Consider the following 24408-nt stretch of genomic DNA (forward strand, 5'->3'; position numbering starts at 1 on the left):
TGAGTGAATGATATTTGAGATTCTGCATGAATACGAAAACCCGGGATTTTTGCCATTCGCCCTTAAGGACGTGGTATAATAAAAAAATAATAGTTTATATTATTTTTTATATAAAATCAACAATTATTATCATATTAAGTCAAGTAATTTACTTAATTATCGCATTTTTTGATTTTATTTCATTATGATTAGCATCATATGAGGACGATGCTTTTTGTTTCTTTATTTTTTTCCTCGCGATGAATATTATGATCAACGTGACGATTACCGCTACAAGGACTATTTTATATCTGTTTATGTATGGAAAAATCTTCTCATAGTTGTTACCGAATGTATAGCCGAGAGTGAAAAGGATCAAAGAAGTTGATGTTACGGCGCACAGGTCGATAATCATGAATTTGACCGGATTCATTTTTATAAAACCACAGGTCATGAAAAGGATGTTCCTGAAGCCAAGGGGGATGAACCGGCCGAAGAAGAGCGTCTTTCCGCCATAGGATTCGAAATAACCACTGAGGATTTTCATCCGTGATTCCACATTTTGAGGATTGACCAGTTTGAGACGGATCATGAGCCTGCTATACAGAATTTTTTTTATCCCAAATCTGCCGATGCAGTAGGCCAAAATGTCGCTCAGATATGCTCCCATATAACAGCCGGCAAAAATATAGAGTGTATTCTGGGGCTCGATGGTCGCCGCGATCGAAGCGGATATGATGAATACGATATCCTCCGAAACGGGGAGGTTCAGCCCTGAAAGCATCAGGAGTCCAAAGGAAATGAACTGCACATAAGGAGACATCCCCATAAGGATTTCTTTGACATCGAACATTATGTTGTACCTTGACGCTAACGGACTATAAACGGTTTTGCTTTAATAGCGGGCGTCCCTTTCTTGATCCAGATACGGACCTTCATGGCACTTTCGCCGTCTTCATTTGTCACAGTGCCAATTTCCTCCATGTGGCCAATGGAGTCAACAGTGAATTCATAAAATTCCTTGTTTTTAGAAAAGGGATCGGTGAGCAAAATCATGAGTGAATTGTCATGGGGGTGCTTCTTGGGCGTGCCCTCGAAAATACGATGCATTTTTGAAATATCGTCTTCCCGGTATTTCTCGATATCAAATTGCCTATGGGATTTCTCAATAAGTCTTTTGATGTAACGGTCAGTCATAGTGCGCTCCTGGACTGCGGTTCTTATCAATTATAACTCGTCAGAGAAACATCAAAATTCCTAAAAATCTCAATTTAACTTGACTCTGCCGCATGTTTGTCGCACAGTAAACAAAAATTTTATGAAAATTCAAAAAAAATATATCGCCGTAGCCGTGATTGCGCTGCTTGTCATCGTTAATTCCCTGGCAACCATGAGGCTTTTTTTCGGAGTCATGTATCCGGAGAGGCTCTTAAAAGGCGCGGTTAACGAATATTTTCGCAACAATCTCAACAAGGCGGTTAAATTCGAGGACCTGTATATTGATTATGACGGAACTATCGTCCTCGATGACCTCAATGTATCCATAACCAGCGATTTCAACGATAACATCAGCCTCATAAAAAGCGAAAAAGCAGTCATCAATCTTCGTTTTTTCGCGTTGTGCGCCGGCTCCATAAGTGTCGAGGGTATAGATTTCTATAATTCCGAGATAATATTCATCAAAAAATTCGGCAGAAGCCATGTCGATTCATTTCTCATGGTATTTGATCCGGGTAAATTCATCAAGAAAACGCAGGAATCATACGGAGACTTCTATATCGATTTTCACCGGGCGAAGCTGTTTTACCGTGAATCGCTCAGGGCGAAACAGGTGATAATGGAGCTCTATAAAATCAACGCCGGGATGACGATAGATAAGAACTATTTCACCTATGATGTATCAGGCAAGATAAAGAAATATCATTCGAACATGATACGGAACGGTGATTTTGACTGCAGGGGAACCATCAGGGTGGTTGATTATAATTATTACCACCATGACATCTCCGTAAATAATTTTGACCTCACCTATCTGAATGATCACATCCTTGATTACAAGGTTGCCGATATCGCACTGAAAGGCGGACTGTCGACCGATTTCTCTGTATCCAAGAAAAAGAACATGCTCTCGGTAAGTGGAAAAGTTGAAACCAATGCCCTCACGGTTTTTTCCATACCGGAAAAATTCAATCTTCTCTCGAACGAGAATATGAATATCGCCTTTGACATGTCGATTGATCCGGACCTGAACAGCTATGCCATAAGGCAATTGAAGCTCGATGACGATGTCCTTGCCATTGAAGGCTCCGGAAGATTTGCGCGAAATGACAAGGAAGATGTTATTAGTTTGAATATCAAGTCAAACAAGATAGATCTTGGCGACCTGTCCCAGAACCTTTCTCCTCTAAAAAACATTGAATATGGCGGAACATTGAAGTTTGACGGTTCCGCCAATCTTGATTTCAAAAACAGCAAGGCATCGGGGATTAAAGGCGCAGCTGTTCTTGAAGATTTCACTCTGTCGAAAAATGTAAAGGGCTCACTCGTCCCCATTGTTGAAGAATCCTCGGCGAGCCTGTCCTTTGACGAAAGCTCCATTTCACTCGACATCAAGGGAAAGCCCCTTAAATCGGACCTGTCAGTGGCGTGCAGATCGAAAATCGCTTCCTGGATCCCCTTCAGATCTGAAACCGCCGTCAGCGTCAGGTCCCAAAAGATGAACCTGGACAATCTGCACCATTGCGTCGTTTATTTCGCCGACAAGGTCTTCGCCGCAGCCTACGAAGATAAGAGGAATCCCCTTGACAAGGAGCCGTTCATGCAGCGTCCCCTCGGAAAGTTCCTGAATTACAATACCATAAGCCTTAAAAGCAGCTTCGATACGATGTTTTACGGTGCAAAAGCCCGTTTCAGCGACGTTGTCATGAATGCTCAGTTAACGAAGGGAAGCATACTTCTCAATGATTTCTCAATTGATGGATATGACGCAAAATACAGGCTTTCTTTCCAGGGATATTTCAATAGCGACCAGCCCTATGTAAAGCTGGAAGGAAAGGTTGAAGATTTCGATCTTTCGGGATTTTACTCTGACAGCGGCATCAAGGGCTCCCTGAGCGCGAAGGCCCGGACTGAATTTTCCTTTGAGGTTTCAGCGGCTCGGATGGGCGATATCCTCGACAATGCCAAGGGTCATTTCAATATTTATATAGGCAAAGGGGAGATGAAGAATACGCCTTTGCAGCACAACCTCATTGCATTTTTGCGGAAAAACGGATATGATCCCGGAGCCATATCGGACATATCCTTTGAAGACATCACTTTGTCGGTATCGGAGCAGGGCGAGAATTTCTGGTTCAGCAATTTAGGCATACGCGGCGATACAATGCAGTTCAACGCCCTCGGAGATTATCTGTATGAAGGCGGCATCAGCAGCACCCCGAACCTGACGATTCGCAATGAAACCTCGTCGACCAGCGTGCCGATTAAGTTAAGCGGGCCCCTCCTGGCTCCCTGCCTCGATGTCTCCGGCAAGAGTAAATCACACAGGGTCTGTTTCTGATCTGGCCAGGGCCCCTTTCCCCGTCAGTTCTTCATGTCGATAAGCTCGTATATCGTGACGGGCTTTTCCTTGCCTTTTACCCGTATGAGATCAAGCTCGCGGGCGATGACGTGGTCCTTGACCTCGTCATAGGTGAATTCGCTTATTATGATGCTGGTGCTGTATATCTTGTTCGTACCCTCAAGGCGTGCCCCCAGGTTGACCATGTCGCCCATGAGCGTGTAGTCCATGCGGGACGTTGAGCCGACGAATCCGACGACCATGGGGCCTGTATTCAGGCCGATGCCGATGTTGATCTTTTCCTTGCCCTGATGCTGCCAGGCCTGGTTCATCTCGTTGAGCTTGACCATCATCTCAAGGGCGGCCCTGCAGGCCCGGAGCGAGTGATCGGCCTGGGGCACGGGTGCGCCCCAGAACGCCATGATCTCGTCGCCCACGTACTTGTCGAGGGTCCCGTCGTATTTAATGACGATATCGGTCATCGCCTGGAGATACTGGTTCAAGTGGTCGACTAGCTGCTCCGGCGTCATCCTTTCAGACATGGTGGTAAACCCGCGAATGTCCGAGAAGAGAACGGTGATGGTCTTGCGCTCCCCGCCGAGCTTGGCCATTTCTGGCGAGTTGATGAGCTCGTCGACGACCTTGGGCGATACGAATTTCGAGAAGGTCTGCTTGATGAATCGCTTTTCCTTCTGCTCAGTAAGAACGCGGAATACGACGATGGCCGTAAAGGAGAGACCTATCTGCAATATGGGCGTTGAAAATGCCGCCATGTAGCTGAACATGTCGAAGATAACGTACGACCCCACCATGTAGGCGATAGCCAGGACAAAGGTAACCACGAATGAGTAGATGATGGAGACGCGCGGCACTATGAAGCCGATGAGCAGCGCTATCACCAGCATGACGAGCAGGTTTTCCATGTCGTTGAACTTGATGAGAAAATTCTGGCTTATGATCGTATTGAGCACATTGGCATGGTGCTCGATCCCGAAGGTGGCGCCGTAGGGGGACTGCTTTTCATCAGTGGCAATCCCGGTGACCGCGTAGGCGGCCACAAGGACGATCTTATTCTTCAGGGAGGTGTTGTTCTCCTTTAGCATGTCCCCTTCGCGGCAGAAATAGCTGTAGGGGTAGTGCTCGAAGCTGCCGAAACCGCCGATGAAGTTGACGTCCATAAAGCCGCGCTTGTCTATGGGAATCTTTATTTCACGCTTGTCATTGGGCTTGGCCATTTTTTCTCGGGGAAGGTTCTTCAATTTTATATAGCTGCCCCACTTGATCTCGATATCTTCCTTGCCGATGCCATAATACTGCATGACGATCAGTAGATCTATGCTCGGGTAATAATAATTCTGCCATTTGAGCAGGAGCGGCATGGTCCTGATGACGTTGTCCGATCCGGGGAAGATGTTGGCGAAGCCGATGCCCTTTGCCGCATTCGCAATAAGGGGCGTGGGAGGCACCGCTTCTTCAACGAGCATGGGAGATTTGTCAGCCGGGTCGACAGGGAACCTGATCCGGTTCAGGATCTTGAGGCGCTCCGCCTGGTCTCCGTAATCCTTGTCTATATATTTTGTTTCAAAGGGGAAATCGAGGAATGCCGTCTGTGCGCTGCGAATCGCGTCGGCGAGCTTGTCTTCTCCCTTTTTGTGATCGAGGAACATTATGTCAACGAGGATGGCAATGGGCTTCCCGGTGCCGATGTACTTCATGAACGTAGCGTGTATCTCCCACGGGAACGGCCACTGGATCCCCTGGTCGGAGAAGTGGCGGATGGTCCTTTCATCGATGCCGATTATTATGATGTCCTTGCGGGCGCGCTTGTTAGGGAGCCTGAGCTCTGCGCCTTTCTGGATGACCTTTGACTTTTCCGCGGGGTCGCGCAGGAAGAAAAGGAAATCGCCGGCACCGAGCTCCATCCGGTCAAGAATGGTCGTGAGCGTAAAAAGCACTGATATGACCGCGAACAGGATAAGGGATATCAGCATTCCAATAAGATGGCTTTTTTGGAGTTTAAATGAAGGCATAGGGACCTCGGCTCAGGGTTTATCGGGATCCAGCAAGGGCGGATCCGGGATTCGTAATGTAAGTATTCTCAATGCGGAAAGACAATAATTTCAAGTTTTTTTATTGTTTTATTATAAAAAATGATCAAGTACAACTTGTGAGATATATATTATGAATTACTTTTCAATTGGATTTTGATGTTAAGATCTAATTATAATAGTAGTGCGTATACGGATAAATACCATATGCTAACGATCTTTTAATCCCGCTAATTATTCTTGACAAAAAGTGACAATTTACGGTTTTTAAATAACCGTGATAAATATTCTTAAAGAGGATTTCATTGAACCTGAAAAGCGAAATTGCCGCGATACTGTCTCAAGCCATTGCTTCCGCAGTCAAAGACGGATTATTTAACGATGAGCTCCCGTCGGTGGAGAGGAAAGTCGAATATCCCCGGGACCAGAAATTCGGCGACTATGCCATACCCTTTGCCCTCGAATCCGCGCGGATGCTCCGTAAATCACCCATGGAAATCGGCCAGAAGATCGCGGGGTATCTTGGCTCTGACCCCAGGATCAGCAAGATAGAGGTGGTAAAACCCGGATTTATCAATCTGTTCATTGCCAGCGGTTTTCTCTTTGAAAACGCAAAGGAAATAATCAGACAGGGTAAGGCCTACGGGAAGGCGGTTAAGGATAAACCGCGCAAGGTTAACATTGAGTTCGTTTCGGCAAACCCGACGGGACCGCTCAATATTGTGTCCGCCCGCGCGGCGGCCGTGGGCGACACAATCGCAAATCTTCTTGAGTTTTCCGGCGATACCGTGAACAGGGAGTTCTATATCAACGATTACGGGAACCAGGTGTATCTGCTCGGAAAATCGGTCCTGGCCCGTCTGAAGGAGCTCCGCGGTGAAAATGTTGAATTCCCCGAGGACGGCTACCATGGGGAGTATATCAGGGAAATCGCCTCCGAAATCCGTAATAACCACGGCGATGAGATCAACGCAATGACCGATGAATCGGAGCTGGCTGAATTCCTGGCGGTAAAGACCATGGAGCACAACGTATCCGGCCAGAAACGTGACCTGGAAAAATTCAACGTCCGGTTCCAGACCTGGTTCAGCGAGCGTACGCTCCATGAAAAGGATGAAGTCATGAAGACCCTTGATACGTTGAAGTCTTCTGATTGCGTCTACTCCTCCGAAGGGAAGGTTTTCTTCAAATCGACTGATTTTAACGATGACAAGGACCGTGTACTCGTCAGGGACGACGGGCGACCAACCTATTTCCTCGCGGACATAACCTATCATCAAGACAAGATACGCAGGGGCTATGACCTCATCATAGACATATGGGGCCCGGACCACCATGGCCACATTACACGCCTGGTGGGAGCAATGAAGGCGCTGGGTTTCAATGAGAATGATTTCAGGATCCTCATAGCCCAGCAGGTCAACCTCCTCATGGAGGGGGAAACCGTCAAGATGTCCAAGCGCCTCGGGCAGTTCTCGACCATGCAGGACCTCATCGATGAGATCGGCGTTGACGTAGCGCGGTACTTTTTCGTCATGCGCTCCCTTGAAAGTCACCTCGATTTCGATCTGACTCTGGCGAAAAAGCACAGCTCCGAGAACCCGGTGTTCTACCTGCAGTACGCCCATGCCCGCATATGCTCCCTCTTCAGGGAAGCCGAGAAGAGGGGCCTCGCCTATGAGCCGGCAAATGCTCGGCCGGAGTATTTCGATAATGAAGAGTCACAGGTATTGATGAAGCTTCTGGCCAAGTTTCCCGAAGAAGCGGCTGACGCCGCCGACAATTTCGAGCCTCACCGCATCACCACGTATCTCATGAGGCTGGCTCAGTCCTTTCACCGTTTTTACACCGAGCACCGTATCCTGACCGATGACGCGTACATGTCCGTTTCGTACCTGCTTCTGTGCGACGCGGTCCGTGTTGTCATGGCAAACGGCCTCGGGCTTCTGGGCGTTTCCGCTCCCGAGCAGATGTAAGGGAGATTCGCTATACTATCGGCGCCGGGCCTGCATGGCGCGGTGCGATTGAATCAGATCCATGGAGACCCGATGAGATGATGAGGGCGTCAATCCTGTCAACCGGCAACGAGCTCCTGTACGGGAAGACCATCGATACCAACGGGGGCTTTATCGGCTCCCGTCTTTTCCCCATGGATATCGCGGTGAAAAGGATCATGGAAACCGGCGATTCCATCGATGATCTGGAACGCTCCATACGATATCTCCTCTTGGATTCGGATATCCTGATAATGACCGGCGGCCTCGGTCCCACCGACGATGACAACACCATTGAGGCGCTGCGGCGGATTTTCGATTTCGAAGTAAACATTGACGATAATGCCCGTCGGCGAATGGAGGCTTTCTTCGAAAAGATCGGCATGGCCATGACCGTAAAGGACCTCAAAATGGCGGAAGTGCCCGCGGGCGCATTGGTGCTCGACAACGAGAAAGGCCTTGCTCCGGGTTTTATAATGTGCAATGATGATAAGCTCGTCATATCGATGCCCGGTGTTCCCCGGGAAGCTGAACATATGATGGTTAAACTTGTCGTTCCGTATTTGAAATCCCGCTACGGCATTGGCGTGAAGAAAACCATATCACTTAAGATCATAGGGGTGAAAGAATCAGATATCAACGAATCGATCAAGACCTCGGGAATCCCCCTCGATGGCATGGAGTGGGGCATGACTGCGGAAGAGGGCATCACAACGCTGACATTCGTAGATAAAGACGGCGGTTTTGATATATTCGCCATACCATCCATGATCCGACAGGTGTTTCCGAACCAGTTACTCGACCGGATGTGGGACAGGCCCGAGGAAGAAGTGATCGATATACTCAGAAAGAAAGACCTGACCATGGCAATTGCAGAATCGTGCACGGGCGGACTCATAGCGAAGCGAATCACCGATATTTCCGGTTCATCGGATGTTTTCACCGGCGGGATCGTTTCATACGCCAATGACGTGAAGGTGCGCCAGCTGGGTGTATTAGAAGAAACGCTATCGACTCACGGGGCGGTATCTTCGGAAACCGCCGCGGAGATGGCCGCCGGCGTCCGCATAGCCCTGAGATCGTCCATCGGTATATCGACGACAGGGATAGCCGGGCCTGGGGGAGGGTCAGAATCAAAACCGGTCGGCACCGTATGGTTCGGCCTGGCCGATGAAAAGGGTGTGAAAACCTTTACCCGCGTAATAAGCGGCGACAGGGAGAGGGTGCGCTCCATGGCGTCACTGATCGCCGTTGAAAATCTCAGATCTTATTTGAAACATTTGGGCGCGTCATGACACGCATATATACCATGAATACAGCACTGTATCGCGTTAAGCGTTTTACCCTGGTACGGAGATTGACGCCGCTTTTTGCCGCTTTTATCCTGCTTGTTGACTCATACTCCCTTGCCGCAATGGATTCCAGGTTGCTCTTTGACCAGGGCATGGAGGCTTTCAAAACAGGGAATTACGGTTCGGCGGAGCTCCTATTCAGGAAAATTGTAGATTCCCCCGGTGATGAATATCTTGACCGGGCATGGTTTTACCTGGCGCGGTCCATCTTCAGCAAGGGAAAATACGATCTGGCGCTTTTTGAGTTCAAGAATTTTTTGAACCGGTGCAAGACCGACGCCCTTTCAGCTGAATCCAGATACTGGATGGGAGAATGCTATTATAATCTCTCCGATAAACCCAATGCCATAGAGGAATTCCGTCGATACATTGCCGTTGCAGGCGATGGGGAGCTGGCCCAGAACGCCCATGACCGTATAGGCATGATGTATCAATCACAGAAAAGATACGATGAAGCGATAATCGAATGGGAAGCCGCGAGGGCAAAGAGCTCGGATCAACAGAGAAATCATGCCAGGCAATACTGGATCGGAGAGGCCCTGTACAGAAGCGGGAAATATGACGAGGCAATAAAGAAATTGTCGCCTCTTTCCGCGGTGTTGACGGATACACGCATAAATGCCATGGCCGACATCGTCCTCGGAAGGATTTACCAGAAAAAAGGGGATCACCAGAAGGCGCTCCAGATGTTCGCTTCGATTCCGGCCGGATTTTTAAAAGAGGAACAGTTCATCGAAGCGCAGTATTTCAAGGCGCGCTCGCACATGAAGCTCGGACAAAAGGCCCAGGCAAAGACGCTTCTTGACGCGTTTCTGGCCGCCGCCGCCAAGGATTCCCGTTGGTATGAAAGCGCACGGTTTGAGCTGGCGGGGATACTGATTCAGGGGCCGGACCATGAAGAAGGGTTAAAGCTGATGGAGGAGGTGCGCGCCGGTTCAACCAAAGATGGATTGAAATCGCGTGCGGCCCTCATGCTGGGACGTTATTACGCCGAGCTGAGCCCCGATAAGGCAATACCGTACCTTGAGGAGTCCCTTAAAAAGGCGAAACAGGCTAAGAGGAAAGAATTGCTGGAGCTGATCGGGAAAACCGCAATGCGGGCACACAATTATACCAGGGCAATTGAATATTTTAATATTTATTTGAAGGAAAATCCCTTCGATGAAAACCGTGATGAAATAAATTTTCTGAAGGCGCGGGCCTATCTTGAAATGGGTGAAATTGACAAAGCCACAATCATTTTCGAAACCAGCAGGAAGGAGAATCCTTTCTCTAAATTCGCCGTTGAATCGAATTATTACATGGCCCTTGTCCGGTACAGGCAGGGGCAAAAATCGAAGGCCGTTGCGATGCTTCTTGAGTATATCAGCAGGAAAAATGGCGAGCAGTCCTATGAAGCCCATGTGGCGCTTATGAGAATATACCTCGGAGACAATGACCTTGAACGGGCCGGGCGGGTTGCCGAAGCCCTTGTGCGAGAATACCTTGGCCGCAAAGATGTGGAATCGGTACTCTATGATTACGCAACGGCTCTCCTGAAGAATGGAAAAGACGCCAGGAGGTTCGTCAATCTTATCCTTAACAGGTTCCCCGGCACTGAATCGGCGGCGGAAATGTATATGGCCCTCGGCAATGAAAATTATGAAAAATCCCGTTTTATTGCCGCGCTGGAAGGCTTCAATAACTATCTGAAATCACCCTATACGAAAAATCGGGGAAACGCCTTCTATAAATTGCTTCACACTCTCTACAGGCTGAAACGATATGACGATGTAATCGCTCTTGTAAAAAAAGGCAATTTCCCTTCATTGTCTGAGCAGCAATGGAAAGAGATCCCTCTCATTCAGGCCAGGTCCTATTATGCCTTGAAAACATTTGAAGACGTATACATGACCTTGGAAGTTAAGAACATGAAGGATTACCCGAAGGATGACATCGTCATGTATATACGGTGCGCATTGAAGGCCGGGGATTACCGGTCGGCCATCGAGGCCAATGAATTTCTGGAAAAGGACAAGACCTACTACTCAGAATCGCTGTACATTATCGCCGATTACATGATGCGCAATGAGAACATGGATGAGGCGGAGCTTTTTTTCTTTAAAATAATCAATGAATGTCCCGGAACCTCCTTTGTCGACCAGGCGAAGCTCGCCCTTGGTGAAATGCTTATTATGCAAAGAAAATATCCTGAGGCCATAAATCGTCTTGCCACGGTTGAGGATTCCGCCGATAAAAATATACAAAAGAGAAAAAATGCGATGTTGATTCGCTGCCACTGTGAAATGGGAATGGCCGACATGGCCGCCACGTTGACTGAATCGAATCTTCAAGACCTTATCGGAAGCGAGTACGGCGAGCAGGTTTTCACGTGCATGGCGAGGCATTATTATAAGAAAAAGGATCTGCAGCACTTTGATCGATATGCGCGGCATATGGCGAGGTATCCCGGCAACGAATCAGAGTTGAATTACATGGCGGGAAAGCTCAATTTCTTTGCAGGCAATTATCAGAATGCCTACAACCATTTCCTTCCGCTTTCCCGCGTAAAAAGCAATCAGGGTGCCGAAGCGTTATATTTCATCGGGCTGTACAATCTCATGGTGACCAGGAATATCGCAGCCGCCATGAACATATTCGCCAAACTGATCGATATGGAGGACGCTGCGGATTCGGTAAAAAGAAAAGCACTGATACAGTGCGCTATAATGTATCGCGAAATGAACGATAACGATAAAACATTGGAATGCCTGAAAAAGGTCCTATCGATCCAGCACCGCAGCATGACATACATACAGGCCATAAACCTGCTGGACGAGTTCGGTTTTGATGGAAAGTGAAGCCGGTCCCGTCACCATAGATACTGGAGGAAGCCATGGATTCAAAAAGAAAGATTCTTGTCATCAGCGGCCCGAACCTTAACCTGCTTGGAACGCGAGAACCCGATGTATACGGGACCCGCACTCTTGAAGACATGAAGAAACTTGCCGTGGAAGCTTCAAAAAAAATGAATGTGGACCTCGAATTCATTCAATCCAACAGTGAAGGCGAGATAATCGATTGCATACACAGAAATCGAACAGCCGTCGGAATGATAATAAATCCAGCGGCATTCACCCATACGTCCATAGCCATACGGGATGCCATATCCGCCGTGGGCATTCCGACAGTGGAAGTGCATCTTTCCAATATTCACGCGCGGGAGGAGTTCAGGCGGAAATCTTATATCGCCCCCGTGTGTGTCGGGCAAATATCGGGGTTCGGCATACATTCATACCTTCTGGGGCTGTCGGCCCTTGACGCCTACCTTAATGAAAGGGATAAGAGGTGATTGGCGGGGATTACCGGGCTATGGAGCCGCAGGAGCGGCACTGGATGGTTTCTCCCATGAGATACACTTTATCAAGGGGCGCTCCGCAGGACGGGCAAAAACGGATATTAGCCACCTCGTGCTCGGCTTCTTCAGTGAAAAATTCGCCGGTCGTACGATCGATTTTTCCCCGCACAAGCCCTTTCTCAACAGCCGCGGCGAGGAGTTTTGCGGCGAGCTGCTCCGGCATCGTCAGCCGGGCTGCCACATCACTGATCTTAATGCGCCGGTATGATATGACCATGCCCGCGATTGTTTGCATGAGCTCAATGTTCTTTTTCATTTTTTTTGAGCGCATGTAGAGGAAAAGACCCGGGATTATAAACGAGAGTGAAAAAAAGGCTATGGGGATGCCGGATTTTGATTGGGCCGATGAGCTGTCGATGTGCATCGCAATGCCCAGGATGCATGTCGTCGCGCCGCAGAATAATATGAATAATCCAAAAAGCTGGACAGCTGTCGCTATGGCTTTTTTAAAAATCATGGCGGCTGGCTAGTGGCGGGTCGAGTTTCTTTTTTTTGATTCTATTTCATGGCGCTGCAGGGCGGTCGAAATGATAGAATCGAGGTCGCCTTGCTTGATCGGCTTGATCAGGTACCCATAGTGGCGTATCGTATCAGCGCGTTTTATTGTGTTTGAATCGGCATTGGCGGTGAGAAATATGACCGGAATGTCAACCTGTTTGGTTATCAAGTCGGTCGCTTCAATACCATCCATGTCATCTGATAGAAAAATATCCATAATTATCAGGTCAGGCATGATCGACTTGACTTTCTCAACTGCTTCTTCGCCGGAAGAGAGCGTCGCCGAAACCTGGTACCCAACTCGTTCGAGCATACGTTGTATGTCCAGGGCTGTGATCAGCTCGTCTTCAACAAGCATAATGCGTTCTTTCAATATCCCCTCGTCCATTCTATGACATAATATAATGATAATGTACGGTTATTGCAAGCGATATAATAAATTTTTTTATGACTGTAATAATCACCGAGTCAATGTTAATGATAATTCATGGATTTTTTTTAAAAATATACCTGCAACGAATATGTAAAATTTTCGTTTTATGTCCAATAAAACCGAATTGAATATATAAACAGAAATATAGATTACGGTGTTTATAATTATAGCAAAAGTGATATATGTATCAACTCTTTTTTTATGACCGGGGTAATTCTAAGGCATTAATTTCGAGCGTATAAGACTGATTATATTCTTGAGGGAAGTATCGTCACTATTCTTAAAATCTAGCTTATTCTCCTTAATGCAGGGGGCAAGCAGAGATATGATATCTTCAGTGAGTTCTCCGTATTGGCCTATAAAAGATTCAATCCTCGCCCGGACGCTGAATTCCAGCTTTTCCCGGGGATCAAGGTCAAGGTATTCATCTATTGTTTCAAGCATGCCCTTGCGGTCCCGTGGAAGTTTTCCGAAGATGGGCAGAAGGTTTGAAGCACTGTCGCTGAGGATTTCCGTATCGGCATCCGTTTCTTCGATAAGAATCCTAATTTCCCTGACCACTAGCTCTTCCGTCGCTTCTATAAATGCGCCGTTTTTTCGAGCTTCCTCAAGAGCGGTCATGGGAAAAATCTCCAGGGACCTGAGGCGTATGAAATCCGGCCCAATTCTGGAAAGGACACGGGCAGTGTCATGGCCATTCGCGTCGGAATGGGCCGCTCCTCCCAGACCGGGCATCACGTATACCGAACAGGAAAGGCCGGCTTCCTTCGTTTTCAAACAACCGGCTACCTGCTCTTCGGCCGATACTCCCTTGTTGACCATGGTCAGCACGGTGTCGCATCCGCTCTCAAGCCCGAAATGGACCCGGTGAAGGCCCGCGCCGGCCATGGATTTCAGCTCTTTCAATGAACGAATCCGGGCTGCCGTTGAGGTCCTTCCGTATACGGTAAAACGTGAAATACCGGGGAAATTCAGTCTTATCTCACCGATAACCTTCTTTATAAAATCGGGTTTATGGGTAAGTGAATCGGCATCACCCAGGAAGCAGGTCCTTCCTCCGCTGATGCGCCAGGTGACAATATGGTTCATGCATTGCTCGATGTCCGGTGTGCTGTTGAACCATGAAAGGAACCAGGCCATGCGCGGATCCAGAGACTCAGGCCGCGGAAGAGAGCCAATTTCAAACGCCTGTTCGGAGAAGATTCCCGCTTCCCATTGGGCGGCTTTGACGGCATCGGCGAAGTCGGGGATGCGGCTGTATGCGGCTGATGAATAAACAGGGAAACCGACACCCTGCTCGTAAAGATAATCATCCATCAGTTTCGCCCGTCTGATGTCCTCGAGGATCTCGTCGATTCCGCGCCGGGAGTATTTTGCTCCGACCTTGTACACGGGGCAGAAGGCGCATTTCTTCCAGTGGCAGTTCCTGGTAAGCCTGAAGGTAAGGCTGTAATTTTCAGTGGGCGGTCGTATGGAGCATATCTCGAATGGCCTGATCGATAGAATGTCAGTCCCGGAAAACATGACCCCGGCGTTACTCCACCGTGACGCTCTTCGCCAGATTACGCGGCTGGTCGACATCACAGCCGCGCAGGACGGCGACATGATAGGCGAGCAGCTGGAGCGGGATGACAGTCAGAAGGGGGGAGAATATTTTCCTGACCTCGGGTATGTAAATGATATGGTCACTGTATCGCCGGATGCTTTCATCGCCCTCCGTGGCGATGGCGATGATCTTTCCTCCGCGTGCTTTTACCTCTTCCATGTTGCTTACGATCTTGTCGTAGATGATGTCCCGCGGCGCGATGAACACGACCGGCATGTTTTCGTCGATAAGGGCAATGGGGCCGTGCTTCATTTCCGCCGCGGGATACCCCTCGGCGTGGATGTAGGATATTTCCTTGAGCTTGAGCGCCCCCTCGAGGGCGACCGGAAAATTAACGCCCCTGCCGAGGTAAAGGAAATTCTTGTTATCCTTGAATGTCTCGGCGATGGATCGAATGTAATCGCTCGCCTCAAGGACTTTTGTTACAAGATCGGGTATCTCCTGCAGCTCATCGATGCAGATACACAACTCATCCGTCGTCATATCCTTGCGATGCGCGAGCATCAGCGCAAGCATGGCGAGCACGGTGACCTGGGACGTGAATGCCTTTGTGGAGGCGACGCCGATCTCGGGACCGGCATGAATGTAAATGCCGCCATCGCTCTCGCGGGCAATGGTGCTCCCCACGACATTGGTTATGCCAAGGACCTTGATGCCCTTCGATTTCGCTTCGCGGAGGGCGGCGAGAGTGTCGGCGGTCTCGCCGGATTGGCTGATGACGATGACCAGGTCACCCTGCTTCAGGATGGGCTTCCGGTACCTGAATTCGGAGGCGTATTCGACCTCGACGGGAATGCGGGCATATTCCTCGATGAGATATTCGCCTATGAGCCCGGCGTGCCAGGACGTTCCGCAGGCGATGAATATCACGCGCTGTATGCCGTTGAGCTCGGCTTCTGTGAGCCTTAGTCCGTCGAGCCGTATGGTGCAGGTATCGCTGACGGCCCGCCCTCTGTATGCGTTGTGAATCGTTTCCGGCTGTTCGAAGATTTCTTTCAGCATGAAATGATCGAACCCCATCTTTTCAATGGCTTTGATGTCCCAGTCTATATCAACGATTTTCTTGTCAATATTTTTCAGGTTAAGATCATAGGTCTTGAAGCTGTCCTTTGTAAGGTCGAGAATTTCCCTGTCTTCGAGATAGATGACCCTGTTGGTATGCTCGATGATGGCGCTGGCATCGGAGGCGACGATCATCTCGCCGTCTCCCGATCCCAGGATGAGGGGGCTCCCGTTCCGTGCCGCTATGATGCGGCCCGGCTCACGCTTTGAAACAATGCAGAGGCCGTAGGTGCCTTCAAGATTCGCGATGGCCTTCATCACGGCATCGAGGAGATCGCCGTTCTGTTCATAATGATACTCGATCAAATGAGCTATAACCTCGGTGTCGGTGTCGCTCTTTATGATATGGCCTTTTTCAGTGAGCATTTTCTTTATCGCCGAGAAGTTTTCGATAATGCCGTTATGAACTACGGCGATTTCATTGTGGCAGTCCATGTGTGGATGGGCGTTGAGGTCCGATGGAACGCCGTGGGTGGCCCACCTGGTATGTCCAATTCCGGTATGATAGCGGCTGATATCGCCATGGTCGCCGTTTCCAAGCGATTGTTCAAGGTTTGAAATCTTGCCGTTTTTTTTATGTACGAACAGATCATCATCGACAAGAGCAATCCCCGCAGAATCATAACCGCGATATTCCAGTCGTTTCAGGCCATTTATAACAATGTCGGCGGCGCTTTTATTTCCAATATACCCAACTATGCCACACATGAAGCAAAATCCCCCGGGTTGTCATTAAAAATCTGCATAAGCTTTTATTTGAACAGATTAAAGTCAAGATATAAACAGGTGAAATTGTTAACATCATGTAAAAATGTAGTAATATTGCGATATTATATAAAAATCACCCACGGTGATCTCCTTTTCCTTATCGGGAACCCATAAATAGATATAAGCGATGAAAATTAACTTTAATTACGGCTGAAAACATAAATTGGGAAGGCTCATTGACGGCACCAGAATTATTCGTGAAGATCGCCGAAAAGATGTATACCGCCAATTGGGAATCTGTGGACAGGACAAGCTCGATGATCTCAACCTGATGCAAGCATCTTGATGATGCCGCAGCCTGCCGGAGCCGCTTTGACAAAAAGAACGACGGCAATACATCCTTGTGATAAATTTCATGGTCAGCCTATAATTTTGAAGGGCAGTGGATCCCCGATAATTATTGATTACACTCACATCTCCGTCCTCAAATGGTTTTTTTATTGTAAAAAAAATACATCGGTCAAATTATTGTCAAAATTGGATGTCATACGGGGAAAAGTCATGATCGATATAGACTTTAAAAAGACCGGGGGACTCGTTCCTGTTATTGTGCAGGACTATGCCACTGGGACGGTACTTATGCTGGCGTATATGAACAGGGAAACATGGGATCTTACCATTAAAACAGGCATAGTCCATTACTGGAGCAGATCAAGGAACAAGATATGGAAAAAGGGCGAATCATCTGGAAATGTCCAGGAAGTGAAGGAAATTCGCATTGATTGCGACAATGATACTGTTCTGATCAAGGTAAACCAGGTAGGGAAGGCGGCATGCCACGACGGATACCAGAGCTGCTTTTACCGTGTCGTTAAAAACGGAACTCTGGTGACGGATGGAGAGCGCGTGTTCGATCCTGCGGCTGTGTATGGAGAAAAAAAATGACGAAACAGATAAAACTGGGCATTCCGAAGGGAAGCCTGGAAAATGCCACCATTGAACTTTTTCAAAAAGCCGGATGGAAAATCTCGGTTTCATCTCGAAATTATTTTCCGGTTATTGATGATGATGAAATAAGCTGCTCCCTTGTCCGCGCCCAGGAAATGGCCCGGTACATCGAAAACGGCGTCCTCGATATCGGTTTGACCGGCCTTGACTGGATCCTCGAAAACGAGGCTGATGTACAGGTAATATCCGACCTGGTGTATTCCAAGGTCAGCACGAGGAAAGCGCGGTGGGTCCTGGCGGTGCCAGAAGATTCCGATATTCATTCAATCGAGGATTGTTCCGGTAAAACCATATCAACCGAGCTCGTGCAATTTACCAAAAACTTCTTTAAAGAGCGCAATATCCCCGTTCAGGTCGAGTTCTCGTGGGGCGCCACAGAAGCAAAAGTCGTTGAGGGCCTTGTCGATGCCATTGTCGAGGTGACGGAAACGGGCTCAACGATTAAAGCGCACGGCCTCAAGATAATTGCGACCCTGCTGGAAACCAACACAAAGCTGGTCGCAAATAAAAAGAGCCTTTCGGACGAATGGAAAAAGAACAAGATCATGCAGATAGCGATGCTTTTACGGGGCGCCCTCAGCGCTGAAAAGATGATCGGTTTGAAAATGAATGTTCCCCAGGGCGGTCTGGATCGCGTGGTCGCAATCATACCGAGCCTTACATCGCCGACCATTTCACAGCTGTATAATTCAGAATGGCTTTCCGTTGAAACGGTCATCGAAGAATCAATTGCCAGGGAGGTCATTCCGCTCCTCATCGAAGCCGGCGCCGATGGAATAATCGAATATCCCCTGAACAAAGTTGTAAACAAGAACGATATCTGAAGGATTCGATAATCCGCGCGGTACCGCAGATCTTACAGCGGTATCTTCAAATATGCAGTGGTGTTATTTTTGTCAGTGGAAATGACAAGGCTGTCATTGGGCGCATTGAGGCTTTTCAGCATCATCTTGATCAACACGAGACCCAGACCTGCGCCTTCACGGTGGGGATCTTCAATGTTCTTTATGCAGTAATCAGCCAGATCCCGGCAATTTTCGGCATCAGTTAATTTTTTATTTACATTTATCGTTTCTGTCTCGGTCATCCTGACGGGATTCATGACCTTGACATGAAGCGTTTTATCCGCGGTCCAAAGATCGATGACGGCTTTCAGGTCGTCTCTGCGCGCGAATTCTTCGAAAATATTTATGTTCTCCCTGCTGATTTCAAGCTTAAAAAGCTCCAGTGCCTTATTATAATCGATTATCTCGTGGGATTTATTTTTGGGATCATAATCCTCGAAATAGATGTTCTTATAATTGGCCTTGATCGCGTTTATGATCAATTCTTTAACGCTGGCAAAAATTGGAGCCATCAGCTCGGTGCGCTCATGAGCGGTGAGTATGTCAAGAATAATCCGGCGAATTTGCTTTTCGATATCATCGGAAATGGTATAGGCGACAACTCGCGCGCTATTGGCTTTTTTTTCAGACAATGGTTTCATCGAGGAGTATTATTGAAATTTGTTCCAGTTGTAAATTATGGCAAGATTTTATATCAGCAATTAATGCTAAACATTCTCTATGATTAATTGTAATAATATCACTTTTATAATAATTATTCTGTAATGCAAAATAATTTGAAAAAGCGTAATAGTCAATAAAAAAACGGGCTGATAGGATTTTATATTGACAACTTGATAATTTATAAAAAAAAACTATGTATTATAAGTTAACAGTTTGCTGATAAACAGCAAACTGCTAAACGATACATGGATGTATCGCCTTTTTTCGAGGCATTAGCCGAGAAAAATGTGAGGTTTTACGAATTCACTTCGTAAAACCGACCCTGAAAAACTCCAAGGAGGGAGTTTTTCAGGAAACTGTGAGTTAATTAATAAATACCTATATGATATAACAGATGAAAAACAAATGGATTTATCCAGCATTGATACTGCTCTGGGCCGTTAAGAGCGTTTCAGCGGAACAAATAAACATCAATAAAAATGATGTATATATCAAAAAAGGCTTCTCCGCTGAATGGATCGATTCCATCCCGGCCGATGATGCATCCTGGCTTGTCGCAGGACCGACAAGAGCAGTAAAGACAATGAGAGTATCGGAAATGGCGTTACCCGGCATGCCCAAGCGTCATTTCTTTTCATACCGCCACTACAAACCTGAAAACTTCACGTTCATCACAAGCTTCAATATGGCAGAAGATGCGCAGATGGAAAGGGAGTTCCTGGGATTATATATAGACCAGATAGGCGAAAACTGGGAAGTCTATCTAAATGGGAAACTGCTGAAAAGTGAAATGCATGTCATGGCTGACGGCGAAATCAAGGAATTCAGGAACCAGCGGCGCGTCCTTATCTATATCAATCCCCTCCTGATAAAACCCGGCAAGAATATACTGGCATTCAGAATTGTAGGTGATCCCACGATTGATGATACCGGCTTTTATGCGAATTTGCCCATTCTGATAGACAATTATGAAAAGCTGGCAAGAAAAAAAATGAGGCTCACGCAGCTTATTCTATTGTTTGTTTACCTGGTAGTGGGCCTCTATCTATTATTGCTCTACTTATTCAGAAGATCGGAGCTCTATAACCTGGTATTCGCCTTTTTTTCAATAATGTTTTTCATCTACCTTTTCTGCAGGACGAGCACTGTCTACATGCTGGTTCCCAACACCCATTGGACCTTGTTAATAGAATTTATATCCCTGTATACGCTCCTGCCGCTCATCATGTGCTTCATGGAGCTGATTCTTCACGGCAGGATCCGGGCATTTGTTTATGGATACGGAATATTCTGTATTGCTCTTATCGCACTATCCTTCGTGTCTCCCTATTCCGTAAGGGTTGATATACTCCGGATCTGGCAATACACGTCAATAATTACGGTCCTCTATATATTATTCCAAATCACGAGCTCCTTCATAATAACGGTGCGTCATGACTATGGTAGCTCCATGCCTGGCAATAGGCCGAATGTATTACGGTCATTAATAAACAGTATCATGAACACGGTGCCGGGCAATCTCATGGTGGGCGCGCTGGTAGCGGCCGCATGCGCTGCCTTTGATGTTTTAGACGCCATGTTCTTCACGACAGGTATTGTCTTGAGCAACTATGGATTTATGGTATTTATAATAGGGATTACCATGGTCCTCTCGAACCGCTATGTCTATTTGCACCGGGAAATAGACGGCTTGAGCGATGATCTGGTAAAAAAAACCAGGGACCTCAAGGAAACACGTGTCAAGTATGGCATTTCCAAGGAGAAGTACCGTCTCCTGGTTGAAGGCTCCACCGATATCATATTCTCCCTTGATGAAAAATTCAATTTTATAACAGCCAACAAAGCCCTATGCGATCTGCTGCGGATCCCCAAGGATGATCTGGCTGGAAAAAACCTTATCGATGTCCTCTACCAGCCTGATGGAGTGTCTGTTTCGCTGCAGTTCATCCATGAAAAGCTGGGATCTTTTCTGATAGATAAAAAGCCGCTCCATATTAAGCTCGACTTTAAAATCCCCTTTGGCATTGAGCCTCAAGCTCTCCAGGTTCGGTTTGAATACATCAATATCGAGGGCCGATACGAAATCTTCGGCAGGGGCATGCGAGTCGCCGATGACGCTCTCAATCAGTACCTTCTGTCTGAACAGCACCGCTATCGCATAGGGAACATGCTCATCGTGGCCGATGACCTGAGCGTGAGAATCACTCGAAATCTCGACAAATTCATAGGGAAAAAAGAGGTAAACTTTATCAGGCTCGCCATTCGCGAGATGCTGATCAACGCCATCGAGCATGGGAACCTTGCCATAACCTTCGAGGAAAAGACAAGGGAGCTTGAAAACGACAATTATTTTACATACCTGAATCAGCGACAGAAGGATCCTCGTTTCAGCGGAAGGACCGTGGAAGTCTTGTATTCGGCCGATTCTGACAAGATATCCTACACCATAACCGACCAGGGCAAAGGCTTCGAACATCTTATGTATCTGGATGAAAATATCGATGTTAATGAGGAATTCCTGTCGCATGGTCGAGGCATATCATTGGCCAAGAATATTTTTGATGAGATACGATATAATGAAACAGGGAACAGCGTGATGCTGGTAAAATGGCTTAATAGGGGTTCATTATAGAGGTAAGTGCAATCTACCTGACAGAGGCAATCAGCATTTCAATCCGGTGCCGAGCCTCATTTCGATGGACATGTTCCGCAAGTTTTTGGGAAATGTGATAGACCTGAGATAATCGATAAAGCATTTCTCCAGTTTTTCCGGGGCCTTTCCCCTGCATACCTTTTCAGCAGTTTTTGAGTACCCTGCCAATTTCCCTCCTTTATCGATAACCACAATTACATCGATATAAATGTATTCGCAATTGGCGCAGTTCATGGACAATCGCGATTGCGCAAGGCATCGGCGAAAGACGTTGCGCCGGAACCCTTCTCGTATCTCATTCATGGATTGCCAACGGTCGCCGGCAAGTTCATAGTCCTTAACGATCACGTTTTTGCTTTTTTCCGAGCATGTAGCATTGAAGAATACCAATGTCACAGCAAGTATTGCGATAACCGGAAGTGGGATTGATCGTGAGGAATGATTTGATAATGTTGCCATTGCATTAATAAGAAAGGGCCCACGCTTTTCAGCGTAGGCCCCGGATTGTTCTTACTTTTCCACTGTCTCGATGAGAGAGTTTGGCGGCAGAATGTCGACATAGACGGTGAATGATGTAATGGTGGACATGTTTCCCGCCTTGTCAACCGCTTTGGCGTCAATCTGGTGTTTGCCGTTATTCTGGAATTGGATCTCACTCTTATAGGGGATGAATTCACCTTTACCGTCGATGCGGTAATAAATGACGGCAACGCCCGACTCATCATCCTTGGCGGCAATCGTATATTTTACATCGGTTGACGCGACGTTCTGATTGTCGATCTTCTTGAGCTCCTTATCCGGCTTTACCTCGACGACAGGGGCCGTTTCATCGGTAACAAGTTTTACAACGGCATCTTTCATTTCCACTTCATTACCGGCATCATCGAGAACCCTGAAGGCGAATTGCTCGGTGACGTTGTTTACATTGTCAGTGGCCTTTATTTTGAGGTTGATATCGGCCTTGGGAGGGATGGCGAAGGGGGCCGCATATTCCTGGAAATTGGTTCCGTCGGTGGAATATTCGACCTTGTTTACGCCGGAGAGTGCATCGCTCGTATTTATCGTGAAAAGAACGTTTTTCTGATAATAAATTTTGTCCCCGATCTTTTTAACAGGTGAACTGGTGGTAACAACGATGACCGGACCGGTATTGTCAACGGCGACATTGTATGTTTTTTCGGCTTCCTTGTTACCGGCTTTATCGGTGCCGTTATACTTTACTGTGTGATATCCTTCCTTGTCGATAGTAAAAGGATTTTGATATGTTTGGGCAGCCGCGTCATCGATTTTATATTCGATCTTTTCGATTGCGAGGTCATCAATGGCGGTCAGTTTAAATTGAACCTTTGAATTGACGAAGATCGTTTTTCCATCAGTATATGATTTTGCCGTGGCTGCGATGGTTGTCTGCTCTGTTTTCGATCCTGTATCGGTTTTGACAGCCTCTTCTTTTTTTACTTCTTCCTTCTTCACTTCGTCGGTCACTTCGCTTTTCTTTTCGTCAGCGACATCCCCGGTCTTTGCCGGATCGGTGGTTGACGGATCATCCTGCGAATAGGCCAAGCCGGAAATGAAAATTCCGATAGCTGCGCATATCGAAATTATAAACATTTTTTTAAACATACATAACCTCCATTTTGCTGTATAAACATGTATAATTAATTACTTAATTTAACGTCTATAATAGTTTGTTATTAATTAATATTAATAATTAATTGTCAATAGATATTTGGCGGTTTAGCGACAAATTTAATCATTTTAGGCTGTTTTGATAGAATATAACAGCTGTAAAGCTTATTCGATGAACAATTATGATAAATAACAGGTAGTTGCAAGAGAATGACGAGCAATCCTGAAAAAATCAGGCTTATAACTGTATTTGATAGAATATGAATGCATTTGTATATCAACATATTGTTTGCAATGATCATTTACTTTGACTTGACTTTTTCAAACTTTTCAGTTAAATATGTAAAAAAATCTAATTTGAAAGGAGATAACATATGGTTGCCCGAACACTCGCATTAATTGTATTTTTAATGTTTTTTATCGTTGAAATGACTTTTGCCCACGGTGGAAGGACAGATTCAGAGGGTGGTCATTGGGATCATCAGAAAAAAGAGTACCATTATCACAAGGATGGAAAAATAGCCATTGATAAGAGCAAAAGCTCCCGCTATGACGAACTGGCAGGGAAGCATGAGGGTGACAAGGATACGAAGGAAACCAGGAAAGATAAGAAGAAGAAAGACAAAGACGATGCCGAAAAAGATTCAAAGGTAAAAACCAAAAAGGACAAAAAAGATAAAGAAGACAAGGAAGATAAGGAAATCAAGAAAGATAAAAAGGATAAGAAAAAAGAGAAGGAAGACAAGGTAGATAAAAAAGATAAGAAAAAAGATAAAAAAGATAAGGGTGATGAAGATAAAGATAAAAAAGTAAAAGATAAGAAGGAAAAGAAAGACAAGAAGGATAAGAAGGATAAAGAAGAAAAATCGGAGAAGAAGGAAAAGAAAGAGAAGAAAGAAAAAAAGGAAAAAAAAGAAGATAAACCAAAAAAAGAGAAAAAAGATAAAAAGAAAAAATCAAAAAAAGATGAGTGA

At 46.7% G+C, this 24408-nt stretch carries 18 protein-coding genes; 9 read left to right on the plus strand and 9 right to left on the minus strand.

All coding sequences use genetic code 11. From position 1 onward, the window contains the following. Positions 1-148 precede the first annotated feature (148 nt). Positions 149-832: a DedA family protein gene (locus KA369_07610; GenBank protein MBP7735822.1), complete on the minus strand. Its 684-nt coding sequence runs from the start codon at positions 830-832 to the stop codon at positions 149-151. Between the two features lie 17 nt (positions 833-849). Beyond that, positions 850-1176: an inorganic pyrophosphatase Ppa gene (locus tag KA369_07615; GenBank protein ID MBP7735823.1), complete on the minus strand. Its 327-nt coding sequence runs from the start codon at positions 1174-1176 to the stop codon at positions 850-852. Positions 1177-1297: 121 nt separating this feature from the next. Here KA369_07615 and KA369_07620 point away from each other — a divergent pair, with 121 nt between their 5' ends. Next, entirely contained in the window at positions 1298-3538 is a 2241-nt protein-coding gene (locus tag KA369_07620; protein MBP7735824.1) for a hypothetical protein, read from the plus strand. A 23-nt stretch (positions 3539-3561) separates the two neighbouring features. Here the strand turns inward: KA369_07620 and KA369_07625 are convergent, their stop codons facing one another. Further along, entirely contained in the window at positions 3562-5568 is a 2007-nt protein-coding gene (locus KA369_07625; protein ID MBP7735825.1) for an adenylate/guanylate cyclase domain-containing protein, read from the minus strand. Between the two features lie 323 nt (positions 5569-5891). On the opposite strand from KA369_07625, the gene KA369_07630 reads away from it, so the two are divergent. The 4 genes from KA369_07630 (at position 5892) to aroQ (ending at position 12263) form a co-directional block, all read left to right on the plus strand. Next, positions 5892-7562 carry an arginine--tRNA ligase gene (locus tag KA369_07630; protein MBP7735826.1) on the plus strand — a complete coding sequence of 557 codons (1671 nt, stop codon included), beginning with the start codon at positions 5892-5894 and terminating at the stop codon, positions 7560-7562. Between the two features lie 77 nt (positions 7563-7639). Continuing rightward, positions 7640-8875, plus strand: a complete 1236-nt coding sequence (locus tag KA369_07635; protein ID MBP7735827.1) for a CinA family nicotinamide mononucleotide deamidase-related protein — start codon at positions 7640-7642, stop codon at positions 8873-8875. Between the two features lie 14 nt (positions 8876-8889). Continuing rightward, the gene (locus tag KA369_07640) at positions 8890-11772 is read left to right on the plus strand and encodes a tetratricopeptide repeat protein (protein MBP7735828.1); all 2883 of its coding nucleotides are present in this window, start codon (positions 8890-8892) and stop codon (positions 11770-11772) included. Between the two features lie 35 nt (positions 11773-11807). Further along, positions 11808-12263 (plus strand): type II 3-dehydroquinate dehydratase, encoded by a 456-nt coding sequence (gene aroQ / locus KA369_07645; GenBank protein MBP7735829.1) that lies wholly within the window; start codon positions 11808-11810, stop codon positions 12261-12263. Positions 12264-12273: 10 nt separating this feature from the next. Here the strand turns inward: aroQ and KA369_07650 are convergent, their stop codons facing one another. The 4 genes from KA369_07650 to glmS form a co-directional block, all read right to left on the minus strand. Next, positions 12274-12786 (minus strand): PCI domain-containing protein, encoded by a 513-nt coding sequence (locus KA369_07650; protein ID MBP7735830.1) that lies wholly within the window; start codon positions 12784-12786, stop codon positions 12274-12276. Between the two features lie 9 nt (positions 12787-12795). Beyond that, positions 12796-13203 (minus strand): response regulator, encoded by a 408-nt coding sequence (locus KA369_07655; protein ID MBP7735831.1) that lies wholly within the window; start codon positions 13201-13203, stop codon positions 12796-12798. 273 nt (positions 13204-13476) lie between these two features. Then, positions 13477-14784 carry a radical SAM protein gene (locus tag KA369_07660; protein MBP7735832.1) on the minus strand — a complete coding sequence of 436 codons (1308 nt, stop codon included), beginning with the start codon at positions 14782-14784 and terminating at the stop codon, positions 13477-13479. Between the two features lie 10 nt (positions 14785-14794). Continuing rightward, positions 14795-16636: a glutamine--fructose-6-phosphate transaminase (isomerizing) gene (gene glmS / locus KA369_07665; protein MBP7735833.1), complete on the minus strand. Its 1842-nt coding sequence runs from the start codon at positions 16634-16636 to the stop codon at positions 14795-14797. Positions 16637-17197: 561 nt separating this feature from the next. Between glmS and hisI the strand changes: the two genes are divergently transcribed. Beyond that, complete coding sequence (gene hisI, locus KA369_07670) at positions 17198-17581, plus strand: phosphoribosyl-AMP cyclohydrolase (GenBank protein MBP7735834.1); 384 nt, start codon at positions 17198-17200, stop codon at positions 17579-17581. After that, positions 17578-18468, plus strand: a complete 891-nt coding sequence (locus KA369_07675) for an ATP phosphoribosyltransferase (GenBank protein MBP7735835.1) — start codon at positions 17578-17580, stop codon at positions 18466-18468. Before hisI ends, KA369_07675 begins: the two co-directional genes overlap by 4 nt. 32 nt (positions 18469-18500) lie before the next feature. On the opposite strand, the gene KA369_07680 is transcribed toward KA369_07675, so the two are convergent. Beyond that, positions 18501-19121, minus strand: coding sequence for a hypothetical protein (locus KA369_07680; protein MBP7735836.1), 621 nt, complete (start codon positions 19119-19121; stop codon positions 18501-18503). 425 nt (positions 19122-19546) lie between these two features. On the opposite strand from KA369_07680, the gene KA369_07685 reads away from it, so the two are divergent. Further along, positions 19547-21784 (plus strand): ATP-binding protein, encoded by a 2238-nt coding sequence (locus tag KA369_07685; protein ID MBP7735837.1) that lies wholly within the window; start codon positions 19547-19549, stop codon positions 21782-21784. Between the two features lie 531 nt (positions 21785-22315). On the opposite strand, the gene KA369_07690 is transcribed toward KA369_07685, so the two are convergent. Beyond that, the gene (locus KA369_07690; protein ID MBP7735838.1) at positions 22316-23428 is read right to left on the minus strand and encodes an Ig-like domain repeat protein; all 1113 of its coding nucleotides are present in this window, start codon (positions 23426-23428) and stop codon (positions 22316-22318) included. Between the two features lie 380 nt (positions 23429-23808). Here KA369_07690 and KA369_07695 point away from each other — a divergent pair, with 380 nt between their 5' ends. Continuing rightward, complete coding sequence (locus KA369_07695) at positions 23809-24408, plus strand: YHYH domain-containing protein (GenBank protein ID MBP7735839.1); 600 nt, start codon at positions 23809-23811, stop codon at positions 24406-24408.

This window comes from Spirochaetota bacterium (genome assembly GCA_017999915.1).
GTDB lineage: Bacteria > Spirochaetota > UBA4802 > UBA4802 > UBA5550 > RBG-16-49-21.

Bases quoted from the DNA above. Each gene is read 5' to 3' on its own strand.
- KA369_07675 (MBP7735835.1), top strand. From the start codon at position 17,578: ATGACGAAACAGATAAAACTGGGCATTCCGAAGGGAAGCCTGGAAAAT.
- KA369_07620 (MBP7735824.1), top strand. From the start codon at position 1,298: ATGAAAATTCAAAAAAAATATATCGCCGTAGCCGTGATTGCGCTGCTT.
- KA369_07685 (MBP7735837.1), top strand. From the start codon at position 19,547: ATGAAAAACAAATGGATTTATCCAGCATTGATACTGCTCTGGGCCGTT.
- KA369_07650 (MBP7735830.1), bottom strand. From the start codon at position 12,786: ATGATTTTTAAAAAAGCCATAGCGACAGCTGTCCAGCTTTTTGGATTA.
- glmS (MBP7735833.1), bottom strand. From the start codon at position 16,636: ATGTGTGGCATAGTTGGGTATATTGGAAATAAAAGCGCCGCCGACATT.
- KA369_07640 (MBP7735828.1), top strand. From the start codon at position 8,890: ATGAATACAGCACTGTATCGCGTTAAGCGTTTTACCCTGGTACGGAGA.
- aroQ (MBP7735829.1), top strand. From the start codon at position 11,808: ATGGATTCAAAAAGAAAGATTCTTGTCATCAGCGGCCCGAACCTTAAC.
- KA369_07690 (MBP7735838.1), bottom strand. From the start codon at position 23,428: ATGTTTAAAAAAATGTTTATAATTTCGATATGCGCAGCTATCGGAATT.
- hisI (MBP7735834.1), top strand. From the start codon at position 17,198: ATGATCGATATAGACTTTAAAAAGACCGGGGGACTCGTTCCTGTTATT.
- KA369_07625 (MBP7735825.1), bottom strand. From the start codon at position 5,568: ATGCCTTCATTTAAACTCCAAAAAAGCCATCTTATTGGAATGCTGATA.
- KA369_07615 (MBP7735823.1), bottom strand. From the start codon at position 1,176: ATGACTGACCGTTACATCAAAAGACTTATTGAGAAATCCCATAGGCAA.
- KA369_07635 (MBP7735827.1), top strand. From the start codon at position 7,640: ATGATGAGGGCGTCAATCCTGTCAACCGGCAACGAGCTCCTGTACGGG.
- KA369_07695 (MBP7735839.1), top strand. From the start codon at position 23,809: ATGGTTGCCCGAACACTCGCATTAATTGTATTTTTAATGTTTTTTATC.
- KA369_07660 (MBP7735832.1), bottom strand. From the start codon at position 14,784: ATGTTTTCCGGGACTGACATTCTATCGATCAGGCCATTCGAGATATGC.
- KA369_07610 (MBP7735822.1), bottom strand. From the start codon at position 832: ATGTTCGATGTCAAAGAAATCCTTATGGGGATGTCTCCTTATGTGCAG.